Source organism: Brevibacillus sp. FIR094, assembly GCF_050477165.1.
Classification (GTDB): domain Bacteria; phylum Bacillota; class Bacilli; order Brevibacillales; family Brevibacillaceae; genus Brevibacillus.
On the sequence record NZ_JBEAES010000023.1, the window covers coordinates 1 to 19,742 of the forward strand.

Genomic DNA, 19,742 nt, shown 5'->3' on the forward strand with positions numbered 1-19,742 from the left:
CCGCCGACCCTCTGCTTGTAAGGCAGATGCTCTCCCAGCTGAGCTAAGCCTCCAGTACCCCTGCGTTTGCAAGGCGTTTTGCTAGGTGACCCGTAGGGGATTCGAACCCCTGTATGACAGCGTGAAAGGCTGCTGTGTTAAACCGCTTCACCAACGGGCCATTTCTAAGAAAGTGATGGCGGATGGAGTGGGATTTGAACCCACGAGACGGTTCGACACCGCCTACACGATTTCCAATCGTGCTCCTTCGGCCGCTCGGACATCCATCCGTATATTTGAAGTGGATCAAAGCGATCCGCTTGTTTGCCTTTCAGAATTCATATGTTAGCATGCATTCATCTGAAACGCAAGAACTTTTTTAAATAAACTTAAAAAGTTCAATGTGACATAACTTTTCTGCTAGGCACAATAGCCATTGTAGCGCGTGGATCATGTGCTGTCAACGAAAAGTAATGAAAATCTCAATTTTTTTCTTTGTCCCCATCCATGGATGTGAAACACGTATATATCATTACCTGTCAGTCGCAATGTTACTCGCTGAAGATCACCCTTTTTGTCGAGCCAGCTCGTAACTACACTAACAAGAGTTCTCACCATAAGGAATGCTCGAATGGTATAATTTAACTGAGACAAGACTGGCGGTGGAAGACCACGGCACAGCTTCCTGTAAGGGGGTGATGCTGATGGTCTCGCTCGGCACGCTTTACCTTTTCCTAAAAGTACTGGCAACCTTGCTAAGCCTATGGTTTAGCTGCAGGAAGCTCTACCGATGGATAAGAAAGTGGCGTAACAAGCGAAAACCCACCGCCTAAGGTTGACCGCCTGACGGTGGGTTCGCTGTTTTTGTAATCATGCGCGCCGTGGGTGTGCCACAGCTACTTGTCTCAGGAGCCTTGCCGCTGCAACGGTATTGGCTCCTTTATTTATATGTCGGATACTCAATATCTCTACCAGTAGTTTAACACCCTTTTTCCATTCCATACAACATAGGCAACGATTTACAAAACGATTTACAAGTAGAAAGGATTTGAAATGGATGACCTCGATCCGTCTCGCTACTCCTCAAGACATTCCTGCTGTCTGTACGATTGATGCAATAGTGCTCGGTTCAACCAGTCGTTCACCTGAACTTCAAGAAGCTATTGAGCAAGGGCATTGCTACGTGGCGTTATTTGACATGAATATCGTCGGTTTTGCCATCATCAATCAATCGTTTTTTAAGAACAGCTTTATTCATCTTCTCATTGTTCACCCTCACTATCAGAACAGAGGGGTTGGCAAGGAGATGATGCACTATCTGGAAACGATCTCCCCTACGGAGAAATTGTTCACTTCTACTAACCTTTCCAACGAAAAAATGCAAAGTCTCTGTCTAAAGCTCGGATACGCTCATTGCGGAACCCTTACTCACCTAGATCCAGATGATCCTGAAATGTTTTTCTGCAAATACGTTCGACATCCACTATGATTGATTCCGCTCGTAGATCAAACGAAGTCCTTTAAGCGTAAGGTTCTGATCCACGGTATGGATACAAGAGGTCTCATTGGCAAAAAGCGCTGCCATCCCCCCCGTAGCAACTACGGTAGGTCGCGTACCGTATTCATCCATGATTCTACGTACAATGCCTTCGACCTGACCGATAAACCCATAGAAAATGCCGGACTGCATCGCCGCTATCGTATTGCGACCGACTACACTTGCAGGCTTGGCGATTTCGATTCGCGGCAGCTTGGCAGCACGGGTGAAGAGTGCCTCTGTCGATATCCCAATACCGGGAGCAATCGCCCCACCCCAATACTGTGCCCGCTCGTCCACATAGCAAAAGGTCGTCGCCGTACCAAAATCGACAACAATGAGCGGTGCACCATAATGATGAATCGCAGCAACAGCGTTCACGATTCGATCGGAACCTACCTCTCGCGGATACTCATACTTGATGTTCAGTCCCGTCTTGATACCGGGTCCGACAATCAACGCTTTTTGTTGCATGTACTTCCCACACATGCGTTCAATCGTGAGGTTTAGAGGTGGCACGACAGACGAGACAATAACGCCTCTCACCTGTTCAAAGTCAAGCCCCACGCTCCCAAACAAGCTTTTGACGAGCATGCCGTACTCGTCCTCCGTTTTGTTACGATCCGTGGACACTCTCCAATGGTGTTGTAGCTCGTCGCCTTCATACAAGCCCAACACAATATTGGAGTTGCCTATATCCATCACCAATAACATCGTGGTCGCTCCTTACCGCTTGCGCGTATTCAGATCGAGGCTGATATCAAACGCTTTGACAGAATGAGTCAGCGCCCCTACTGAAATGATATCTACGCCCGTTTTTGCAATGTCACCAATCGTCTCCAGACTGACGCCACCAGATGCCTCGACAATGGCTCGTCCATCAATAAACTGAACGGCTTCCACCATTTGATCGAGAGACATATTGTCGAGCATGATCGTATCTGCACCTGCTGCCAATGCTTCCTGAACCTGTTCGAACGATTCGGCCTCTACCTCTACTGTCATCGTATGAGGAATAACCGCGCGTGCCGCAGCGACAGCCTGTGCGATACCGCCCGCTCCTTTGATATGATTGTCTTTGATCATCACGGCATCATACAAAGCAAAGCGGTGATTATAGCCTCCACCGACTCGAACCGCGTACTTTTCCAAAGCCCTAAGGCCTGGCGTAGTCTTTCTTGTATCGACAACCCGTGCCTTCGTCCCTGCGACAGCTGTTGCGTATTCACTCGTTTTCGTGGCAATCCCAGACAGACGTTGCATTAAATTAAGGGCAAGCCGCTCTCCGCTCAAAATCGAACGAACCGAGCCGCTGACTTCGGCGATCTGCTGACCAACCTCGACTCGTGCTCCTTCTTCTACTTTTGCCTCAAAGGCGAGGGTAGAATCAACCGTGGCAAATACTTGCTCCGCAATCGGCAAGCCTGCCACAATTCCCGCTTCCTTCGCATATAAAATGCCGACACCCTGCTCCGATTCAGGAATCGTGCTCATTGTCGTCACATCACCAAATCCCACGTCTTCCTGTAGCCATTCCTCTATTTTTCGTTGAAGCTCCCGTTTATTCCACATCATGCTTCTCACACTCCTCTTGAACACCATCTTCTACGGACTGGATCAAATGCTTCCGCCATAGCAAGTCGTCTTTATTCGGAAAATCAGTACGATAATGCCCACCTCTGCTTTCTTCCCGCAACAGTGCCGCTCTCGTTGTCAGAACGGCAGCATTCAGCAGATTGAAGAATTCAAACGTTTCCAGGCTCTTAGGCTCGTACTGGTAGTATTGCTCCATTCGCGCAAGCTCTGCTAGTGCTTTCGTTAATCCTTTATCGTCGCGCTTCACACTGACATGCCGCAGCATGAGCTTTTGCATTTTCAATCGTTGTTCACGTGTATTAAACGTTTGGGGCAGTTTTTGCTTGGAAGCAACCTGGAAGGGATGAATACTCGGCAAATCAGCCAGCTGCTTGATCCGCTCCGCTATTCGGTGACCGAATACAACCGCTTCCGATAACGAGTTGCTGGCCAGTCGATTCGCACCATGTACCCCTGTGCAGGATGCTTCTCCACATGCAAAAAGCCGCTTCGTCGAGGTCTCTCCGTTCAAATCAGTCTGAACCCCGCCCATAATATAATGACAAGCAGGAGCTACCGGAATCCAATCTGTCACCATATTGAGCCCGTATTGTAAGCAAAAATTATAAATCGTCGGAAAACGACGCTTAATAAGCTCCTCCGATTCGTGAGTGATGTCGAGATACACGAACGTAGACTTCGTCTGTTCCATCTCAGAAACAATCGCCCGAGCGACAATATCACGTGGCGCCAGCTCTTTTTGCGGATGGTACTTGTCCATGAAGCGATCACCATTGCTGTTGCGCAAAATGGCACCCTCCCCACGAACGGCTTCCGAAATCAAAAAGCGCGGGGCTCCCGGATAGTAAAGCGCAGTCGGATGAAACTGGATAAATTCCACGTCCTTAATGCGAGCACCCGCCCGATACGAGATGCCGATTCCATCTGCCGTAGCGATTTGCGGATTCGTCGTGTAACGGTAAAGCTGACCTGCACCTCCTGTAGCCAGCACCGTTGCTTTGGCTTCCAGGAAAAACAATTCGCCATCCGGCTTCCGCACGAGGACACCCACGCATTCGCCATCCTGCGTGATGACATCCACTGCAAAATGATATTCCAAAACCCGAATGTTTGGCTGCTCCATCACACGCTTGGACAAAGCGCGGACGATCTCCGCCCCAGTGGCATCTCCGTTCGCATGCAATATTCGTCGTTTGCTATGCGCACCTTCCTGCGTTAGCTCGTACTGTCCTTGTTCATCTCGATCAAATTCCGTTCCATATGCAATCAGTTCATGCAAGCGATCAGGGCCTTCATGCACCAGGACTTCCACAGCGTTATACGAGCAAAGACCTGCTCCAGCGATTAACGTATCCTGTCGATGAAGGGCAGGGGAATCTGATTGGGCTGTTACAGCAGCGATTCCTCCCTGAGCCCAGCGCGTGTTACTATCATCGAGTCCCTTCTTGCTGATCAACACCACATCCGCATACTCACTCGTTTGCAACGCCGTATACAACCCAGCAATTCCTGCTCCAATAACAGCTACATCTGCCCTCATTCGAGGTAAGGTGTGCAAATCAAAGTCCACAATATAACGGGGAATCATGACAGTGTCCCTTCTCTCTTGTAACTGATGATTTTCCACCCATTATAGCAAATACACGCTTGAAGGAGATGCAAAAAAAGAGCGCCCGCAAAAGCGAACACTCCCCTCTATCTGATTAATTGGAATGCGTTACGCATTCCTTACATGTACCGTATACCTCGAACTTATGCCCCGTCACCTGAAACTCTTCCGGCACCGCGGAAATGATACTCATCGGACATCCTGGCAAAGAAGAAGTCTTTCCACATTCCGTACAAATCACATGGTGATGATGGTGTCCATCTGTCGAACAGGCCAAACGGAATCTACCTTCCCCGTCCAGCTCCGTCTCTTCCAGAATCCCCAGCTCAACAAAAGTGGAAATGTTGCGATAGACGGTATCGAAGCTGAGTGTTGGATACTGCTCCTTGATTCTCTCCATAATATCCTTGGCAGACAGGTATCGCTTCTCGGCCGCGCAGATTCGAATCATCTCCTCCCGCTTGCCGGTATACTTGAAACCATGTTCTTTCAATATTTGCAGCGCTTCTTCTACTTTCATCGACAAACACTCCTTCCTTTTGTCATATCCGGAAAACTCTTACCGGAAAGCGACCCGCAGCTTCTTTACACCCAATACAACCAGCATAACCAGAACTGCCATCAGTACAATTGTACCACCAGATGCCCAATCAAGGAGATAGGCAAAATACAAACCACTCAATACGGAAAACTCCGCGAACAAAATCGACAAGAAAATCGTTTGTCGAAAGCTTTTCGCGATTTGCAGACTGGCAGCCACCGGAAGGGTAATCAACGCCGAGATCAACAGGACACCGACTATACGCATGGAAGCCGCAATCGTCAGAGCGACGAGCACCATAAACCACAAGTTGATCGAACGCCTTGCCACACCAGAGACACGAGCGAATTCCTCGTCGAAGGAGACCGCGAAAAGCTCCTTGTAAATCAACAAAACTGTCCCTAAAACAACAACTGCCACACCAATCAGCGCATACAGGTCTTCGATGGACACTGTAACGATTTTTCCGAACAAGTACGAATACAAATCTGCATTAAAACCGTCTGCGATACTGATCAATACCGTAAACAGCCCAAGTCCCGCGGACAAAATAATCGGAATCGCCAAATCCTGATACGCTTTGTACACCTTACGCAGCCGCTCGATAAACAACGAACCAATCACCGCAAACAACATTCCGAAAAACAGCGGATTGACTGCGGAGAAGAAGGCGACCTTTTTGGAAATGAGCATCCCGGCAGCTACACCGGACAGCGTGACGTGTGACAAGCCATCTGCCATCATCGATAAGCGACGAACAATAAGAAACGTACCCAAAACAGGGCAGATCAGACCAATTAAAATCCCTGAAAACAGGGTATACCGCAAAAAGTCATACTGCCACCAATCAGCAAGCATGTGCATATTCCTTCTTTCTTACCTATTTACAAAGCTTAATGATGATGAGACAAAAGTCTGACCGAATCACCGTACATACTTTGCAAGATTTTTTCTTGGTTATGCTCAAAATCGTGCGCCGTTCCATGGAAGTGAATTTTCTTCTGCACACAAGCCACCTTGGTCACCCATTGCGACATAACTCCCACATCGTGGCTGACGATCATCATCGTCAATCCGTTCTCTTCCTTCAGCGAGCGAAGCAAGCTGTAAAATTGATCAATCGATTCCTGATCGACCCCGACTGTTGGCTCATCGAGGATCAAAAGCTCCGGTTCAGCTACGAGAGCACGCGCTATAAATACGCGCTGCAATTGCCCGCCGGACAAGTTGCCGATTCGTTGATCCAGCTTTTCCAGCAAGCCGACTCGCTCCACCGCAGCCCGTACACTCTCATGATGCTGTTTCGTCAGTCTGCGAAAAAGACCTACTTTGCCGACCAATCCAGAAGACACGACTTCTCGCACCGTCGCCGGAAATCCACCCGCTCCATGCGCGACCTGTTGAGCGACGTAACCAATGCGATTCCATTCACGAAACTTGGATAGTGGTTGCCCGAACAGCTCCACTGTGCCTTTGTTTGGCGTCAACAAACCCAAGATCAGCTTCATCAGCGTAGATTTTCCTGACCCATTCGGCCCGACGATGCCCACAAAGTCTCCGCGCTCCAGTGTGAATTCAACCTCATCGAGAACCTGTTTGTCTTCATATTGAAAGGAGACGCCTGTGAGCTTAATGACAGGCACCTCTTGTTTATGTGGTTCCATGAAATATCCATCCCTTAAATCGGATTTGTTCTGATTTGATTCCCTTCATCGTACTACGATTTTGCCCGAACCACAAGCATCCTACTAACGAAAAAATGCCGCTTGGCAAGCGACATCTTTTCGAGGGAAAGCTTATTGGAGTGCTGTCTTTAATGTATTCATATTGTCGCGCATGATGGACAAGTAATCACGACCTGCTTTCACGTCGTCTTCCGTCAAACCTTCCAACGGATTGAGCGTGGCTGTCTTCACGCCAGCTTCCTTCGCAATCACTTCCGCTACCTTCGGAGAAACCAATGTCTCGAACAGCACATAAGAAATGTTGTGTTCTTTGACATGCTCCACCAAGCTCTTCAACTCTGATGTGGATGGCTCATCAGAAGGATTGACCCCAGAGATTGCTACTTGCTCCAGCCCGTATCGTTTTGCCATATAGCTAAATGCGCTATGAGAAACCATGAATTCTTTCTTCGGCGCTTGCGTAACCATATCTTTGAACTCTTTATCCAGTTGCTCCAGGTCTGTTGCTAGTTGTGTGTAGTTCTTTTCGTAATCGGCAGCGTGCGCTTGATCCTTTTGCACGAGCGTATTTTTGACTTTCTCCGCCTGTGCCTTCAGTTGCATCGGATCGAGCCATACATGAGGGTCCAGATCGCCGTGGTCATGCCCTGCTTCTTCTGCGTGTCCTTCTTCTGTATGTCCTTCTCCTTCATGCTCATGTTCAGATGCACGAATCAGCTCGAGACCTTCCGTCGCATTAATGATCGTTGTCTTGTTCTTATCGAGGTTGGTTACAGCCTTCTCTACCCACAGCTCCAAACCACTGCCGTTATAAGCGAAGATATCAGCTCCGGCCAGAGCGACCATGTCTTTTGCAGTTGGCTCGTAGTCGTGAGGCTCTACGCCAGCGGGAACCAGATTCGTTACCTCCACGTGTTCACCGCCTATTCGCTTCGCTACATATTCCAAGGGATAAATCGTCGTATATACTTTTGGCTTCCCGGAAGCGCCACTGCCAGTTTGCGGAGTACCAACCGTTTCGTTCGCTGCTCCACATCCCACCAGCCCCACTGCCGTAATGATACTTAGGGCTGCCAACATAACTCTTTTCATCTATATTTCCTCCTACTCCAATTCAAAATGATTCCGATTTACGTTCTCGTCGTTTTTCATTATACGGAGAGGCGCCCAAAAAGTAAATAGGATTTATTACGATTTAAATATCATAAGTGTTCATCTTCTCTTCCAGCTTCACAATTTCTCCATCTCATTATGATAAAATAACTGGCAGGAGGTATGTCCAAGATGAAACGTAATTCATGGTTAGCCATTACTTTTATCACCGCAGCTCTGCTTACTGCCGGCTGTGGCTCTACTGATCAAGCTGAACAGAATCATAGCGATCATACGCAGCACGCACCCAATGGTGATTTGCAGGAATTGACTGCTTCCGCTGATCAGCTACCGAAATTTTTAGACAACCAAGACCCTGTCATTATCGGTTCCTACAAAGTTGCTGCGGCAAATCGTGAGCTGCTCAAATCCATTCCATGCTATTGTGGTTGTGGTGAAAGTGCTGGACACGGGCATAATGGCAACTGCTTCATCAAAGAAGAAAAGTCTGATGGCTCCATTGTCTGGGATGACCACGGCACTCGTTGCGGCGTATGCATGGAAATCGCCGTTATTTCCGGCAAGATGAAAGAAGAAGGCAAATCTACAAAAGAGATTCGAAACTACATAGACCAAACCTATGGGCAAGGCTACGGAAAACCAACCCCTACCCCGATGCCTTCCTAAACACATATAACAAGACTTCCCGATGAGGAAGTCTTTCTTTTTCCCTTTTATGGAATAGAATGATACATAGATATTCGAGGTATCGAAATCCGAGGCATAAGGAGGTCGCTATGGCAGTTAACAAAGAGTTGATGAAAGGCAGTACCGTCATTCTCGTTCTTACCCTGCTGGAACAAAAGGCAATGTACGGCTATGAGATGATCAAGGCGATGGAAACGAGCTCGAACGGTGTGCTGTCTCTCAAAGAAGGCACCCTCTATCCTATTCTTCATACCCTTGAGTCCGAAGGAAAGGTCGAGGCGTTTTGGAGCGAAGGTGAAGGAGAGCGAAAACGTAAATACTATCAAATCACCCGCGAAGGTAAGAAGCATCTCAAAGAGAAAAAACAGGAGTGGGAATCTTTTCGTACCGCTGTTGACTCCGTGTTAGGAGGGCAGGCAACATGAGCGAAAACAAGCGAATTGTACATTACATAAAAGAAGTTTGCGATCAGATCAAAAACAAAGAGGTTCATGCAGCGATTACGCTAGAATTGGAGAATCATTTCGCTGAAAAGATCGAGGATTATCGTGAGGCTGGATATAAGGAAGAAGAAGCGACTCGGATTGCGATTGCGGAGATGGGTGATCCTATCGATGTAGGGCGGCATCTTCATCAGGCGCATAAGCCGCGGATGGAGTGGGGGATTGTTTCGATCGTGGGAATCCTACTCGCTATCGGGCTGGTTACCCTGTATTCTCTTCATATTGCGGAAGATAATCGTAATTTGATCGGGAGACAACTGGTCGGAATCATAATCGGAACAGTCCTCCTCGTGGCGATTCTCTTTTGGGATTACAGTAAATTAAAGAGGTATAGTAAGATTCTGTATTTCGGCACGATGATCTTACTCCTATATACACTGCTCGCAGGGAGACCTATAGCCGGTATCCAGTATCTGAACATCGGAGATTCTCCACTCCATTTTATTGGAATCAGTCCCTTCCTGTTCATCGTAGCCCTCGCAGGAATTTTCACAGAGTGGAAGGAGCGCAATCGCTACACCATCGTAAAAATGATTTCGTACTTCCTACCGCCTTGCCTGCTTCTCACGTTAGGCGAATACGAATTTGCCGTTTTCTTATATGTCGGTGGCTACATCGCGCTCGTGATTGCCGCCAAGCCTAAAAAGCTTGTTGTACTGAGCTACCCCGCCATGGTTTTCGCTTGTGTCGGCGGGATGGTTTACCTGTTCGCTAAACCTTATCAACTAGATCGCCTGTTTTTCTTCTTGAATCCGTACCTCGAACCGGATGGAAGAGGATATATCATCATTCAATCCATGAAAGCCATCCAGTCAGCTACCTTATGGGGTCAAGGCTTCGGTGCCTCTCTAGATGCATTGCCCGCCCTTGAGTCTGACTATATTTTTGCCTACATGGTGTATATCTTTGGACCAATTGTAGGGATAGCCTTTTTCATTCTGGGCGTTATTCTGCTGCTTCGTTTGCTCCATGCCATCAGACGAGTAAAAGATTTGTACGGATCCTTGCTGTTATCCGGTATGATTGTACTCTTTTTCACGCCGTTTTTCTGGGGTATTTTCATGACTGTCGGTCTGGCTCCCCCTATAACTGTGAATCTACCATTCGTTGGCTTTGGAATCGTGCATACCGTATTGCAAATGGCCTTGATGGGACTCGTCCTGAACATTTATCGAAGAAAAGACATCCAGCCTTTAACCAAAGCCTCCTAATAGAAAAAGGGAGTAAAGCCCCTGCGCTCTACTCCCTTTTTGTATTTTATCAGACTGTTCCTTAAGCAGGCGCTACCGCAAGCATGCGCTCCAAGGAAGCACGCGCCGCATCAGCAACATCCTCCGGAACAAAAATCTCCGGCTTCATATTCTCCAGCGCCTCGACGCACTTTTTCAGATTGTTCACCTTCATATTCGGGCAAACAAGGTACTTGGAAGCGAAAATGAACGTTTTGTCCGGGCTGTCCTTTTCCAGCATGTAACGTGTGCCGTCTTCCGTTCCGATAATAAACTCTTTGTGCGAAGACTCACGGCAGTATTTCAAAATACCGGTCGTGGAACCAACGTAGTCAGCCAGGGAAACCACTTCTGGGCGGCACTCCGGATGAACGACAACCACAGCCTCAGGGTGTTGCTGCTTCAACGTCATGATGTCTTCTACAGACAATTGGTCATGCGTGTTGCAGTACCCTTCCCAAATAATCATTTTCTTGTCCGTAAATTGGGATACATAGTGGCCAAGGTTTTTGTCCGGCACCCAAATGATCTCGTCACTGTCGATCGACTCGATCACACGCTTCGCGTTGGACGACGTACAGCAGATGTAGGTTTCTGCTTTGACATCCGCAGAAGTATTGATGTAAGCCACTACTTTTGCATTTGGATGCTGTGCTTTGAGCTTGCGGAGCCCGTCTACGTTCACCATGTCCGCCATCGGACAGCCAGCCCGTTCATCGGGAATAATGACGGTCTTCTGGGGATTGAGAATTTTTGCACTTTCTCCCATAAAGTGAACGCCACAGAACAAAATCACATCGGCATCCGTTTCTTTCGCTTTCTGCGCTAACCCAAAGGAATCTCCAATGAAGTCAGCGACCTCCTGAATCTCGGGACGTTGGTAAAAGTGAGCAAGAATGATGGCATTACGCTCTTTCTTCAACTGCAGCAGTCGTTCACGTAACTCAGCGTTGCGCTGGGCTTTTTTTTCTAACGCTAAAGCGTCCATGGAAAAAATCCCCCTACGGTGGTGTCATAATTTACGGTCATTGTAAGCGTATAACCTCACCTTGTCAACGTGGTACATTTGGAACGAAAAAAGCAGAAACCGGCCCGTACAGACGCAGTCTCTGCTTTTTCATTCTCTTACTCGCCTTTTTCTCCGAGAACACGCTCCCGAATAAATCGGGCAACGCCTTCCTCATTATGGTGTGGGGCGATATATTTGGCCACCTGCTTGATCTCGTCAGAGGCATTTTCCATCGCGACGGAATATCCTGCGCCTGTTAATGCCTCTCGATCGTTTTCTGCATCGCCGAATGCCATTACTTTCTCTGGGGAGATTGCCCATTTCTCACAGAAGTATTGAAGCCCTTCCCATTTGGAAACCCCTTGAGGAATCACTTCGACATTCTGCTTGCCGGATGAAGTGATCGTCACTTGCCCGCTCCATGGCTTCAGCTGCTCTTTCACCCACTCCAGACGATCCGGGTCATGATGCCAGATGAAGAACTTGACGATTTCTACTTCCCCGGACTCTACTTTTTCCAGCATCTCTGCCAATGGCACTACATGAGCGAGCCTGTAGTAAGGAAAATTCAAGATCGAGAACCCTTCCACAGATGCATCCTCACTCAAGGTAGCTTCCAAGCGTTCACGGTCTTCTTTGATCATCCAGCGATTGCTGTTGGTATCATGAAGCTCATAATAAATTGTTTCTTGCCTCAGTGCATGGATCGCACCGATTACCATCTCAGTAGGAAGGAGCGATCGACGGACCAGCGTGCCATCCCCTTCGAAAACAGCAGCCCCATTGCTACAGACATACCCGTCAAAAGGAAAGGAATCGATCGGAATTTGAGCGGAGCCATACATCCTGCCTGTAGACAAAACGAGTTTGCAGCCTTGCTGTTGCAATTGGCGAAGTGCTTCTTTCGTTCCTTCTGTCAGCTTTGATTCGTGAGTTAGTAAGGTTCCATCCATGTCAAATGCAGCCATGCCCGGTGTAAGCAACATATCCTATCCCTCTCATTCGCTTTGGATTTGCCATGAGTCAACATTGTGGAGGAGAAGAAAAACCACAGCTCTCTTCGACTCTGACACGCCAGCAGGGGGGATTCACTGGCCGTCTACACTTAAAAAAGCGGACCGTCGAGCCAAAGCCACCCTACGGGCGGAAGTTTCTCAAAGAAGAAGTGTTCGACAAGCGTGGTCCCCTTTTTTAAGTTCCGACTAGGTAGGCGTTGTCAAGGTCTACGAGCCCTGTGCTTTTTCTTCTCACTAGCTTTATTGGTTCATCGATACCTTTTAAAAACGTAACTTAATACTTTCCGATATTGCAAAAAAGGGCACCTGAGGCGCCCCTTATTGTTTCGGTTCTTCGTTTGTATCTTCTTGCTTTGGTTCTTCTTTTACTTCTTCCAGCTTCGGTTGAATGTTCACGACCACATCATTGTTGTCTTGTGGATCGTTATCCATTTTACCTGTCTCGATCAATTGCTTGATCTGCTCAGAATCAAGAGTCTCGACACGGAGCAGCGTGTTCGCAATCAGATCGAGCTGATCACGGTGCGTCGTAAGCAATTCTGTACACTTCGTATAGCACTCGTTGATAATATTTTGCATTTCCTGATCGATCTCGTACGCAATCTGATCGGAGTAATTACGCTCATTGCCATAGTCGCGGCCCAGGAATACCTGACCTTGACTCTTACCGAACTGCATCGGTCCGAGCTTGCTCATTCCGTATTCGGTAATCATGCTGCGAGCGATAGCAGTCGCGCGCTGGAAGTCATTATGTGCGCCGGTACTAATATCCCCAAGCACGATTTCCTCGGCAACACGTCCACCCAACAGGCCGACGATTTTGTCGAGCAGGTCTGTTTTGGTAGCAAAGAAACGGTCTTCCTTCGGCAACATCACTGTGTATCCGCCAGCTTGGCCGCGCGGAATGATTGTTACCTTATGTACCATTTCTGCATTTCTCAGGTGATATCCGATGATCGTATGACCAGCTTCGTGGAAGGCAACCAGACGGCGTTCATCTTCGCTCACTACGCGAGACTTCTTCGCTGGACCGGCAATCACGCGGTCAATCGCTTCATCTACCTCAGTCATGTTGATTTGCTTTTTGTTTCTGCGGGCAGTCAAGAGAGCCGCTTCGTTCAGCAAGTTCTCCAAATCTGCACCAGTGAAGCCCGATGTACCACGAGCAATCACTTCCAGCTTCACGTCTTCACCAATCGGCTTGTTGCGGGCATGAACCTTGAGCACCGCTTCACGGCCTTTGATATCAGGACGATCTACTGTAATTTGACGGTCAAAACGTCCCGGACGCAAGAGAGCCGGGTCGAGAATGTCAGGTCGGTTGGTCGCTGCGATCATGATGATCCCTTCGTTTCCTCCAAAACCGTCCATCTCTACGAGCAACTGGTTGAGAGTTTGCTCGCGTTCGTCGTGGCCGCCGCCGAGTCCAGCTCCGCGTTGACGACCAACAGCGTCAATCTCGTCAATAAAGATAATGCAAGGAGCATTTTTCTTCGCATTTTCAAACAGGTCACGAACGCGGGATGCACCTACCCCAACGAACATTTCCACGAAGTCAGAACCAGAGATACTGAAGAACGGTACACCAGCTTCGCCTGCAACAGCGCGAGCGAGCAAGGTTTTACCTGTACCCGGAGGACCTACGAGCAGTACCCCTTTTGGAATACGAGCGCCAACCGCATTGAACTTTCGGTTGTCTTTCAGGAAGTCAACGACTTCCTCCAGCTCTGCCTTTTCTTCGTCTGCTCCTGCTACATCGTCAAATGTAACGCGTTTCTTCTCTTCGTTGTAAAGCTTCGCGCGGCTTTTACCGAAGTTCATTACTCGGCTTCCGCCACCTTGGGCGTTGTTCAGAAGAAAGAAAAACAGGATGAAGATGATGACAAAAGGAATGATAGAGGTCAAGAACGTGAGCCAAATGCTATTGCCCTCCGCAGGATTGAACGCTACATTCTTCACCTTTTGTGCATCGATTTTCTCTTCGACTAGCTTAACAACATCTGAGTCATACAAAGGAACATTGGTAAAAAATTTGTTGCTTTCCTGTCCCGGAATAGCTTTTGCCAACGTACCCTCGACCCTGTAAGTACCATTCTCTGGTCGAAGCGCCAACTCAGTGACGTTGTCAGCTTTTAGCTGTATCCGGAATTCCTGATATGTAAGTTTCCCAACCTTATCAGTACCGGAGAGGATGAAATTCACGATCCCGACCGTGACAAGAAAAATCAGTAGGTAGAACCCGGTATTACGAAAAAAGCGATTCATTCCTTACCTCCTCTCACGAACAGACACTTTTCACATTTTATCATAGAAAGCACAGTCTCCACAACAAACCTACTTTGTGTAGACCTCAGGCTTCAATACACCAATATAAGGCAGATTACGGTAGTGCTCGTCATAGTCCAAGCCGTATCCCACAACGAATTCGTCTGGAACATCGTAACCCTTATAGTCTGGTGAAATATCCACCTTGCGACGCTCTGGTTTGTTCAAGAGAGTCACCACTTTTACAGAAGCAGCTTCCCGATGGCGCAACAGCTCTACCAAGCGGCTCAGCGTCAGCCCACTGTCCATGATGTCTTCTACAACCAGCACATGTCTGTTTTGCACAGATGTATCGAGATCCTTCAAGATTTTCACCATGCCGGAGGATTCTGTCCCGCTTCCGTAGCTGGAAACAGCCATGAAATCCATTTCGCACGGAATATCCATGTGACGGATCAGATCAGCCATGAAAACGACTGCACCTTTCAGCACGCAGATGACCAATGGATTTTTATCCTTGTATTCTGCAGCCAGCGTCTTGCCTAATTCTTGAACTTTTACCGCGATATCCTCTTCTGATAGCAAAATCTTCTCGATGTCTTGATTCATGAAAAAACCTCCCGCCAATCTTCTCCAAACTCTACCCGCACGTGTAGAAAACGCCTGGTCTGTCCACTGACAGGCGCTACGGCGGAACGGCGCACACCTGGTATCAAAATCACCTCATCGCCCGCCGTCAAAAGCGGAAGTTTGTCACGCCATGCTCGCGGAAATTTGGCATCAATCAATAAATCCTTTAGCTTCTTCTTTCCATCTGCTGAGCCAAACAGGGTGATGCGGTCTCCAGGTTTTCGGTTACGCAAATACAGCGATCCTGGCAACTGATCGGCATCAAAGACCGCTTCATTCGCCGGAAGTCGCTCCCAATCCAGGGGACCTTCCAGGTAAGTAATATGTACCGTGGCCTTGCTCTCGTCGATCCAGGTTACACCGGGAACGGCGAGCTCGTAACTATACGTATGTATGCGATCCTGTCGCTTTCTACGACGAAAAGTGATTCGCTCGTACACCCGGTCAACTACCAGGTCATTCGGCAAATGCAATTCCGCAGAAGGGCGACTTCCCCCTAGCATGTGCAAAACGGTCTCCACATGTTGCGAAGACCATTCGGTATGTTTTGAGAGATAACTTAATATTAGAGTAATCATTCTCCTTTGTAAAGCAACGTCACAAGTTTGAAACTTGTCATTGTCCATCAAAAATGCTTCGGGTTTTTTCTCAATCGTTACCTCTTGCAACTGCTCAATCGCCAGCCTCATTAAAAGTGCTTCATCCTGCCGGATTGCCTCTGCGGTAGCCAAGATATGCTCCCGATACTTGTCATTCACTTTTTCCAATAAGGGCATGACATCCAGACGCAGCAGATTGCGCGTATACTTGCGCGATTGGTTGCTGCTATCCTCACGAGGGACGAGTTGATGTTCCCGACAGTAGCCTTCCAGTTCTTGACGCGTTTTATGCAAGAGCGGACGCACGAGCTCAATCCGACAATCCGCAAGCATTCTTCGCTTCGGCATCCCTGTCAGTCCATTCAACCTACTGCCTCGCACAAAACGAAAAAGAATCGTTTCCACCTGATCGTCAGCATGATGAGCCAATGCCAGCTTGGTCGCTCCTTGCGCCAGACCTACCTCTCGATACAGCCGATAGCGAATGTCGCGACTTGCTTCTTGCCCGCCCAGTCCCGTTTTTTCCATATAAGCGGGGACGTCGTACTCAAACAGGTGGAAAGCTACGCCGAGCTCACGACTCAGCTCTTCTGCATAGAGTGCGTCCTGCCTTGCTTCTTCCCCACGAAAGCCGTGGTTCAGATGGACAGCATGCAGCTTCCAATTATACTGATATTGTTTATTGAGAGAAGCCAATATATGCAACAGTGCGGTAGAATCGTTGCCGCCGGAAATTCCGACAACAATGGTCTCACCTGAAAGCAAAAGCCCCTCGGACTCAATCTCGTTGCGCACTCTTGCCAGCATAGCGGGCTCCTTTCCAAATCGTCAGAACCGAAATTCCAAATATAAGTCCAGAAGCAATCGCGCCAGCCACCATCAAAGTCTTGGTCGCCAGTGTAATCCCCCCGACATAATCGTTGTTCACAAAAGCAAGCATGGCTTTGTAAGCCAACGATCCTGGCACCAGTGGAATAATGCCCGCGACACTAAAATTCGTAGAAGGAACTCGCAGTATAATAGATAAGAGCTGACTGAGCAAAGAGACAGCAGCAGCCGAAACAAACGTCGACAACAAAACCTCTGCGCCGTAGATAGGGAGAATGGAGTATACGAGAAAACCGACCACTCCGGCTAAACCACCCGCTACGATTGTTCGAACCGGCACATTGAACAGCACACACCACGCTACTGAAGAGGCGAAGCTAAGCGCCAATCCTTGTAACAACATCGTACTCACCTCGTAAACGAAAGAATAATGGCTGTGGCTACCGCTACGGAAACAGCTGTCAACATGGCTTCTACTCCGCGTGAAACACCTGCAACCAAATCACCAGCCATCAAATCCCGAAGCGAGTTGGTGATGGCGATCCCCGGAAACAACGGAAGCATCGCACCAATAATAATGATGCTTAAATGCAATTGCGGAAAGACCGTCACGGTCAACAACGCGAAAAGTCCCCCTAGTAAAGCGGCGGAGAACTCCGTAAAAAACTTCATCCGGACAAACTGTTCTAAATATTCCTGGCTCAGGTTCACAATCAACCCCGCCATCGCAGAAGGAATCAGACTAGCCCAATCTCCCCCTGCAAGCATAGAAAAGGAGCCGCTGGCCGTAGCGGCTGCTAGATGCTGCAACCATTTCGGATAGATTTGCTTTTTCTGATCGATCTCACGCAGCGTCCGATAGGCTTGCTCCAAATTAATTTTTCCACCGACAAACTGTCGGGAAACATCATTCACTAGCGTAATTTTATTGAGGTTGGTCGTACGTTTGGGGGTGCGAACCATTCTTGTATGATCCAGTCCACTGCAACGAAAGGACAAGATGATGCTCGTGGGCGTAGCAGAGCTGTTGACGTCATCCATCCCCGCAGCCTTCGCAATCAATGCCATTGTCTCTTCCGTCCGGTATGTCTCCCCACCGTTTTTCAAAATAATCGAGCCTGCCAACAAGCAAGTATCCATCACCAAATCTGAGGACACGAACCGTCACATCCTTCACATAAACCATGCGTAATACAAAGTGCCAGCCAATAGGAGTAACGAGGCGACAAAAAGACCGCTAATGCCCGCTCCTGGATTCCCTTTCGTCCGCGCTTTCTTTTGCGGCTTTTGCGGTTTGGCGCCCATGCTATCTCGCAAGACTGCCAACAGCTCCGCTCGCATTTCTTTCGCGGTCGCAAATTTACCGTGAAACGCCTTCAATAAAGGCTCCCGGTAAGGATACAGGCTGTCACTTTTTCGTATTATATCACAGAGCAATATCGTGTGACGTGGGTCACCAAGGCTGTTTTTCCACGTTTCCGCTCCAACCGTCAGACGCACCATCATCACGGCTGTTGAGAACAGATCATAACTTACTTCAGCCCGTCTATCACCTGCGTGCCAAAAAGCTCGATCATACTCTTCTGTAAACTGCCGAACGGCGTTTCCCAGCTTGGTCACTCCACCGAAATCAATCAAGCGTACCTGCTTGTCCGTTTGGGTAACCATCACATTCTGCGGTTTCAAATCACCAAAAATATAGCCATGCTGATGCAAAACATCCAGTCGCGCCAGCAATTGAACCATCATCACGGCCACCCAGTCCGTACCCTCTTGCTTGATATATTCATCCAATTGCAAGCCTTGAAGATACTCCATGGCATAAAACGTACAGGCCTTCCCGTTTACAACGAGATCGTCCACGTCGCACAGGAGCGGTCCCACTTTGGAATCCCGCCCCTGCTGTGTGCTTTTCAACACATTCACTTCCATTAAAATGTCTATGCCTTCCACACCGACCTTAACCGCGCGCTGTACGCCACCTTGGGATACCAAGTACACGGTCCCGTTTGCACCACGCCCCAACTCCCGTAAGACGTGGTACGCTTTTTTGTTCCATTTGCCTGTAAAGTGCTTGGGCAGGTCGGGGGTGGCTGCCTTAAAAGACATGGTCACGCAGCATTCCGTTCGAGTCATCCTCTTCGTCTTGGTCGATGTAACGCTCTTGCAGCGAGCGTGGGAGCTTGTCCTGCTCAAACAGGGCAATTGCCTCTACGATGGCGGGGCCTGTAGGAGTAATTCCGCTCATCGCCAAATCACTCGTAATTTGATGGGCCTGCTCGACCTTTTCTGTCCACGGAATGCGGATATCGAGATGCTTTTGTTTCCCCGGAAATGAACCGACTGCCATTCTGCTTTGTCCACTCCGCGAATGCAGACTGATACTGAAATCGTGTATCGCTTGCTGAACAGCCGACAGCTTTGGCTTCATACTTCCTGAGGTATCCACCAGCATCACGACGTTCAAGCTGCTTTTTTCACCTAACTCGTCAACCATACCGGCAACCTGCACTCTTTTATCAGGTGCCAGCTCCTCTATTCCGGAATCGCCCAAAATCTCTTTTAATTCTTTATTGACCACTTGATGAATGGTGCGCGTCATTGCTTTTCGCGTCAGCATTTGTACCGTTTGCGCAAGCTGTTGGGGGTACACGATGTCGCAGAGTCCACCACCTGCTTCCGCAATATCCCTGATTTCCTTCTCCCCTTTTTCACCCAACTCACTCTTGTCGATTACACCAATTACATTGACCGTAATCCCTTGCTCCCGTGCCAATGCCGCTGCAGCAACGGGACTCATCCCCGAGTTGGAGCAGCCGTCTGTCACTACCAGTATTTGACGAAGTGTCGCTTCTTTCACAATAATCTCCCCATTCGATCTGTTTTGTCAGTCCCAGCTCCGTGTAGCGACCGTTC

Annotated in this window: 20 protein-coding genes and 2 tRNA genes; 4 read left to right on the top strand and 18 right to left on the bottom strand. The window is 48.5% G+C overall.

What is annotated here, in order from left to right; all coding sequences use genetic code 11:
- Positions 1 to 86: 86 nt before the first annotated feature.
- Both ACQ5DJ_RS19645 and ACQ5DJ_RS19650 read right to left on the bottom strand, forming a co-directional pair.
- Positions 87 to 160, bottom strand: a tRNA-Glu gene (locus ACQ5DJ_RS19645).
- A gap of 16 nt (positions 161 to 176) precedes the next feature.
- A tRNA-Ser gene (locus ACQ5DJ_RS19650) sits at positions 177 to 269 on the bottom strand.
- A 767-nt stretch (positions 270 to 1,036) separates the two neighbouring features.
- Between ACQ5DJ_RS19650 and ACQ5DJ_RS19655 the strand changes: the two genes are divergently transcribed.
- Positions 1,037 to 1,468, top strand: a complete 432-nt coding sequence (locus ACQ5DJ_RS19655; protein WP_429843938.1) for a GNAT family N-acetyltransferase — start codon at positions 1,037 to 1,039, stop codon at positions 1,466 to 1,468.
- On the opposite strand, the gene ACQ5DJ_RS19660 is transcribed toward ACQ5DJ_RS19655, so the two are convergent.
- The 7 genes from ACQ5DJ_RS19660 to ACQ5DJ_RS19690 all read right to left on the bottom strand — a co-directional run bounded on the left by ACQ5DJ_RS19660 (position 1,463) and on the right by ACQ5DJ_RS19690 (position 8,039).
- Positions 1,463 to 2,230: a type III pantothenate kinase gene (locus tag ACQ5DJ_RS19660; protein ID WP_429843939.1), complete on the bottom strand. Its 768-nt coding sequence runs from the start codon at positions 2,228 to 2,230 to the stop codon at positions 1,463 to 1,465. The genes ACQ5DJ_RS19655 and ACQ5DJ_RS19660 overlap by 6 nt on opposite strands.
- A 12-nt stretch (positions 2,231 to 2,242) precedes the next feature.
- On the bottom strand, positions 2,243 to 3,091 hold the full coding sequence (gene nadC, locus ACQ5DJ_RS19665) for a carboxylating nicotinate-nucleotide diphosphorylase (RefSeq protein ID WP_429843940.1): 849 nt from the start codon (positions 3,089 to 3,091) through the stop codon (positions 2,243 to 2,245).
- Complete coding sequence (nadB, locus tag ACQ5DJ_RS19670; RefSeq protein WP_429843941.1) at positions 3,078 to 4,700, bottom strand: L-aspartate oxidase; 1,623 nt, start codon at positions 4,698 to 4,700, stop codon at positions 3,078 to 3,080. Before nadB ends, nadC begins: the two co-directional genes overlap by 14 nt.
- Positions 4,701 to 4,815: 115 nt before the next feature.
- Positions 4,816 to 5,241 (bottom strand): Fur family transcriptional regulator, encoded by a 426-nt coding sequence (locus ACQ5DJ_RS19675; protein WP_409176569.1) that lies wholly within the window; start codon positions 5,239 to 5,241, stop codon positions 4,816 to 4,818.
- 39 nt (positions 5,242 to 5,280) lie between these two features.
- Positions 5,281 to 6,120: a metal ABC transporter permease gene (locus ACQ5DJ_RS19680; RefSeq protein ID WP_429843942.1), complete on the bottom strand. Its 840-nt coding sequence runs from the start codon at positions 6,118 to 6,120 to the stop codon at positions 5,281 to 5,283.
- Between the two features lie 35 nt (positions 6,121 to 6,155).
- Positions 6,156 to 6,926 (bottom strand): metal ABC transporter ATP-binding protein, encoded by a 771-nt coding sequence (locus ACQ5DJ_RS19685; protein ID WP_069852625.1) that lies wholly within the window; start codon positions 6,924 to 6,926, stop codon positions 6,156 to 6,158.
- A gap of 132 nt (positions 6,927 to 7,058) precedes the next feature.
- Positions 7,059 to 8,039, bottom strand: a complete 981-nt coding sequence (locus ACQ5DJ_RS19690; RefSeq protein ID WP_429843943.1) for a metal ABC transporter substrate-binding protein — start codon at positions 8,037 to 8,039, stop codon at positions 7,059 to 7,061.
- Between the two features lie 192 nt (positions 8,040 to 8,231).
- On the opposite strand from ACQ5DJ_RS19690, the gene ACQ5DJ_RS19695 reads away from it, so the two are divergent.
- From ACQ5DJ_RS19695 to ACQ5DJ_RS19705, 3 genes are all read left to right on the top strand, one after another.
- Positions 8,232 to 8,726 (top strand): PCYCGC domain-containing protein, encoded by a 495-nt coding sequence (locus ACQ5DJ_RS19695; RefSeq protein ID WP_376899298.1) that lies wholly within the window; start codon positions 8,232 to 8,234, stop codon positions 8,724 to 8,726.
- 110 nt (positions 8,727 to 8,836) lie between these two features.
- Complete coding sequence (locus ACQ5DJ_RS19700) at positions 8,837 to 9,172, top strand: PadR family transcriptional regulator (RefSeq protein ID WP_429843944.1); 336 nt, start codon at positions 8,837 to 8,839, stop codon at positions 9,170 to 9,172.
- Entirely contained in the window at positions 9,169 to 10,461 is a 1,293-nt protein-coding gene (locus ACQ5DJ_RS19705) for an FtsW/RodA/SpoVE family cell cycle protein (RefSeq protein WP_429843945.1), read from the top strand. Before ACQ5DJ_RS19700 ends, ACQ5DJ_RS19705 begins: the two co-directional genes overlap by 4 nt.
- 61 nt (positions 10,462 to 10,522) lie before the next feature.
- On the opposite strand, the gene nadA is transcribed toward ACQ5DJ_RS19705, so the two are convergent.
- From nadA to ACQ5DJ_RS19750, 9 genes are all read right to left on the bottom strand, one after another.
- Complete coding sequence (nadA, locus tag ACQ5DJ_RS19710) at positions 10,523 to 11,467, bottom strand: quinolinate synthase NadA (RefSeq protein ID WP_012683896.1); 945 nt, start codon at positions 11,465 to 11,467, stop codon at positions 10,523 to 10,525.
- Between the two features lie 137 nt (positions 11,468 to 11,604).
- Positions 11,605 to 12,474, bottom strand: coding sequence for an HAD family hydrolase (locus ACQ5DJ_RS19715; protein ID WP_429843946.1), 870 nt, complete (start codon positions 12,472 to 12,474; stop codon positions 11,605 to 11,607).
- Between the two features lie 348 nt (positions 12,475 to 12,822).
- Positions 12,823 to 14,769: an ATP-dependent zinc metalloprotease FtsH gene (gene ftsH, locus ACQ5DJ_RS19720; RefSeq protein ID WP_429843947.1), complete on the bottom strand. Its 1,947-nt coding sequence runs from the start codon at positions 14,767 to 14,769 to the stop codon at positions 12,823 to 12,825.
- A gap of 69 nt (positions 14,770 to 14,838) precedes the next feature.
- Positions 14,839 to 15,378 carry a hypoxanthine phosphoribosyltransferase gene (gene hpt, locus ACQ5DJ_RS19725; protein WP_017246961.1) on the bottom strand — a complete coding sequence of 180 codons (540 nt, stop codon included), beginning with the start codon at positions 15,376 to 15,378 and terminating at the stop codon, positions 14,839 to 14,841.
- On the bottom strand, positions 15,375 to 16,805 hold the full coding sequence (gene tilS / locus ACQ5DJ_RS19730) for a tRNA lysidine(34) synthetase TilS (protein WP_429843948.1): 1,431 nt from the start codon (positions 16,803 to 16,805) through the stop codon (positions 15,375 to 15,377). Before tilS ends, hpt begins: the two co-directional genes overlap by 4 nt.
- Positions 16,777 to 17,229 (bottom strand): threonine/serine exporter family protein, encoded by a 453-nt coding sequence (locus ACQ5DJ_RS19735; protein ID WP_429843949.1) that lies wholly within the window; start codon positions 17,227 to 17,229, stop codon positions 16,777 to 16,779. The genes tilS and ACQ5DJ_RS19735 overlap by 29 nt, the downstream gene beginning before the upstream one ends.
- Positions 17,230 to 17,234: 5 nt before the next feature.
- The gene (locus ACQ5DJ_RS19740) at positions 17,235 to 17,984 is read right to left on the bottom strand and encodes a threonine/serine exporter family protein (RefSeq protein ID WP_429843950.1); all 750 of its coding nucleotides are present in this window, start codon (positions 17,982 to 17,984) and stop codon (positions 17,235 to 17,237) included.
- 15 nt (positions 17,985 to 17,999) lie between these two features.
- Positions 18,000 to 18,962: a serine/threonine protein kinase gene (locus tag ACQ5DJ_RS19745; protein WP_429843951.1), complete on the bottom strand. Its 963-nt coding sequence runs from the start codon at positions 18,960 to 18,962 to the stop codon at positions 18,000 to 18,002.
- Positions 18,925 to 19,686 carry a vWA domain-containing protein gene (locus tag ACQ5DJ_RS19750; protein WP_048035579.1) on the bottom strand — a complete coding sequence of 254 codons (762 nt, stop codon included), beginning with the start codon at positions 19,684 to 19,686 and terminating at the stop codon, positions 18,925 to 18,927. The genes ACQ5DJ_RS19745 and ACQ5DJ_RS19750 overlap by 38 nt, the downstream gene beginning before the upstream one ends.
- Positions 19,687 to 19,742: the final 56 nt, after the last annotated feature.

What these genes read in the sequence shown, in the direction of transcription:
- ACQ5DJ_RS19655 (WP_429843938.1), top strand. Translation starts at nt 1,037, where the DNA reads ATGACCTCGATCCGTCTCGCTACTCCTCAAGACATTCCTGCTGTCTGT.
- ACQ5DJ_RS19660 (WP_429843939.1), bottom strand. Translation starts at nt 2,230, where the DNA reads ATGTTATTGGTGATGGATATAGGCAACTCCAATATTGTGTTGGGCTTG.
- nadC (WP_429843940.1), bottom strand. Translation starts at nt 3,091, where the DNA reads ATGATGTGGAATAAACGGGAGCTTCAACGAAAAATAGAGGAATGGCTA.
- nadB (WP_429843941.1), bottom strand. Translation starts at nt 4,700, where the DNA reads ATGATTCCCCGTTATATTGTGGACTTTGATTTGCACACCTTACCTCGA.
- ACQ5DJ_RS19675 (WP_409176569.1), bottom strand. Translation starts at nt 5,241, where the DNA reads ATGAAAGTAGAAGAAGCGCTGCAAATATTGAAAGAACATGGTTTCAAG.
- ACQ5DJ_RS19680 (WP_429843942.1), bottom strand. Translation starts at nt 6,120, where the DNA reads ATGCTTGCTGATTGGTGGCAGTATGACTTTTTGCGGTATACCCTGTTT.
- ACQ5DJ_RS19685 (WP_069852625.1), bottom strand. Translation starts at nt 6,926, where the DNA reads ATGGAACCACATAAACAAGAGGTGCCTGTCATTAAGCTCACAGGCGTC.
- ACQ5DJ_RS19690 (WP_429843943.1), bottom strand. Translation starts at nt 8,039, where the DNA reads ATGAAAAGAGTTATGTTGGCAGCCCTAAGTATCATTACGGCAGTGGGG.
- ACQ5DJ_RS19695 (WP_376899298.1), top strand. Translation starts at nt 8,232, where the DNA reads ATGAAACGTAATTCATGGTTAGCCATTACTTTTATCACCGCAGCTCTG.
- ACQ5DJ_RS19700 (WP_429843944.1), top strand. Translation starts at nt 8,837, where the DNA reads ATGGCAGTTAACAAAGAGTTGATGAAAGGCAGTACCGTCATTCTCGTT.
- ACQ5DJ_RS19705 (WP_429843945.1), top strand. Translation starts at nt 9,169, where the DNA reads ATGAGCGAAAACAAGCGAATTGTACATTACATAAAAGAAGTTTGCGAT.
- nadA (WP_012683896.1), bottom strand. Translation starts at nt 11,467, where the DNA reads ATGGACGCTTTAGCGTTAGAAAAAAAAGCCCAGCGCAACGCTGAGTTA.
- ACQ5DJ_RS19715 (WP_429843946.1), bottom strand. Translation starts at nt 12,474, where the DNA reads ATGTTGCTTACACCGGGCATGGCTGCATTTGACATGGATGGAACCTTA.
- ftsH (WP_429843947.1), bottom strand. Translation starts at nt 14,769, where the DNA reads ATGAATCGCTTTTTTCGTAATACCGGGTTCTACCTACTGATTTTTCTT.
- hpt (WP_017246961.1), bottom strand. Translation starts at nt 15,378, where the DNA reads ATGAATCAAGACATCGAGAAGATTTTGCTATCAGAAGAGGATATCGCG.
- tilS (WP_429843948.1), bottom strand. Translation starts at nt 16,805, where the DNA reads ATGCTGGCAAGAGTGCGCAACGAGATTGAGTCCGAGGGGCTTTTGCTT.
- ACQ5DJ_RS19735 (WP_429843949.1), bottom strand. Translation starts at nt 17,229, where the DNA reads ATGTTGTTACAAGGATTGGCGCTTAGCTTCGCCTCTTCAGTAGCGTGG.
- ACQ5DJ_RS19745 (WP_429843951.1), bottom strand. Translation starts at nt 18,962, where the DNA reads ATGACTCGAACGGAATGCTGCGTGACCATGTCTTTTAAGGCAGCCACC.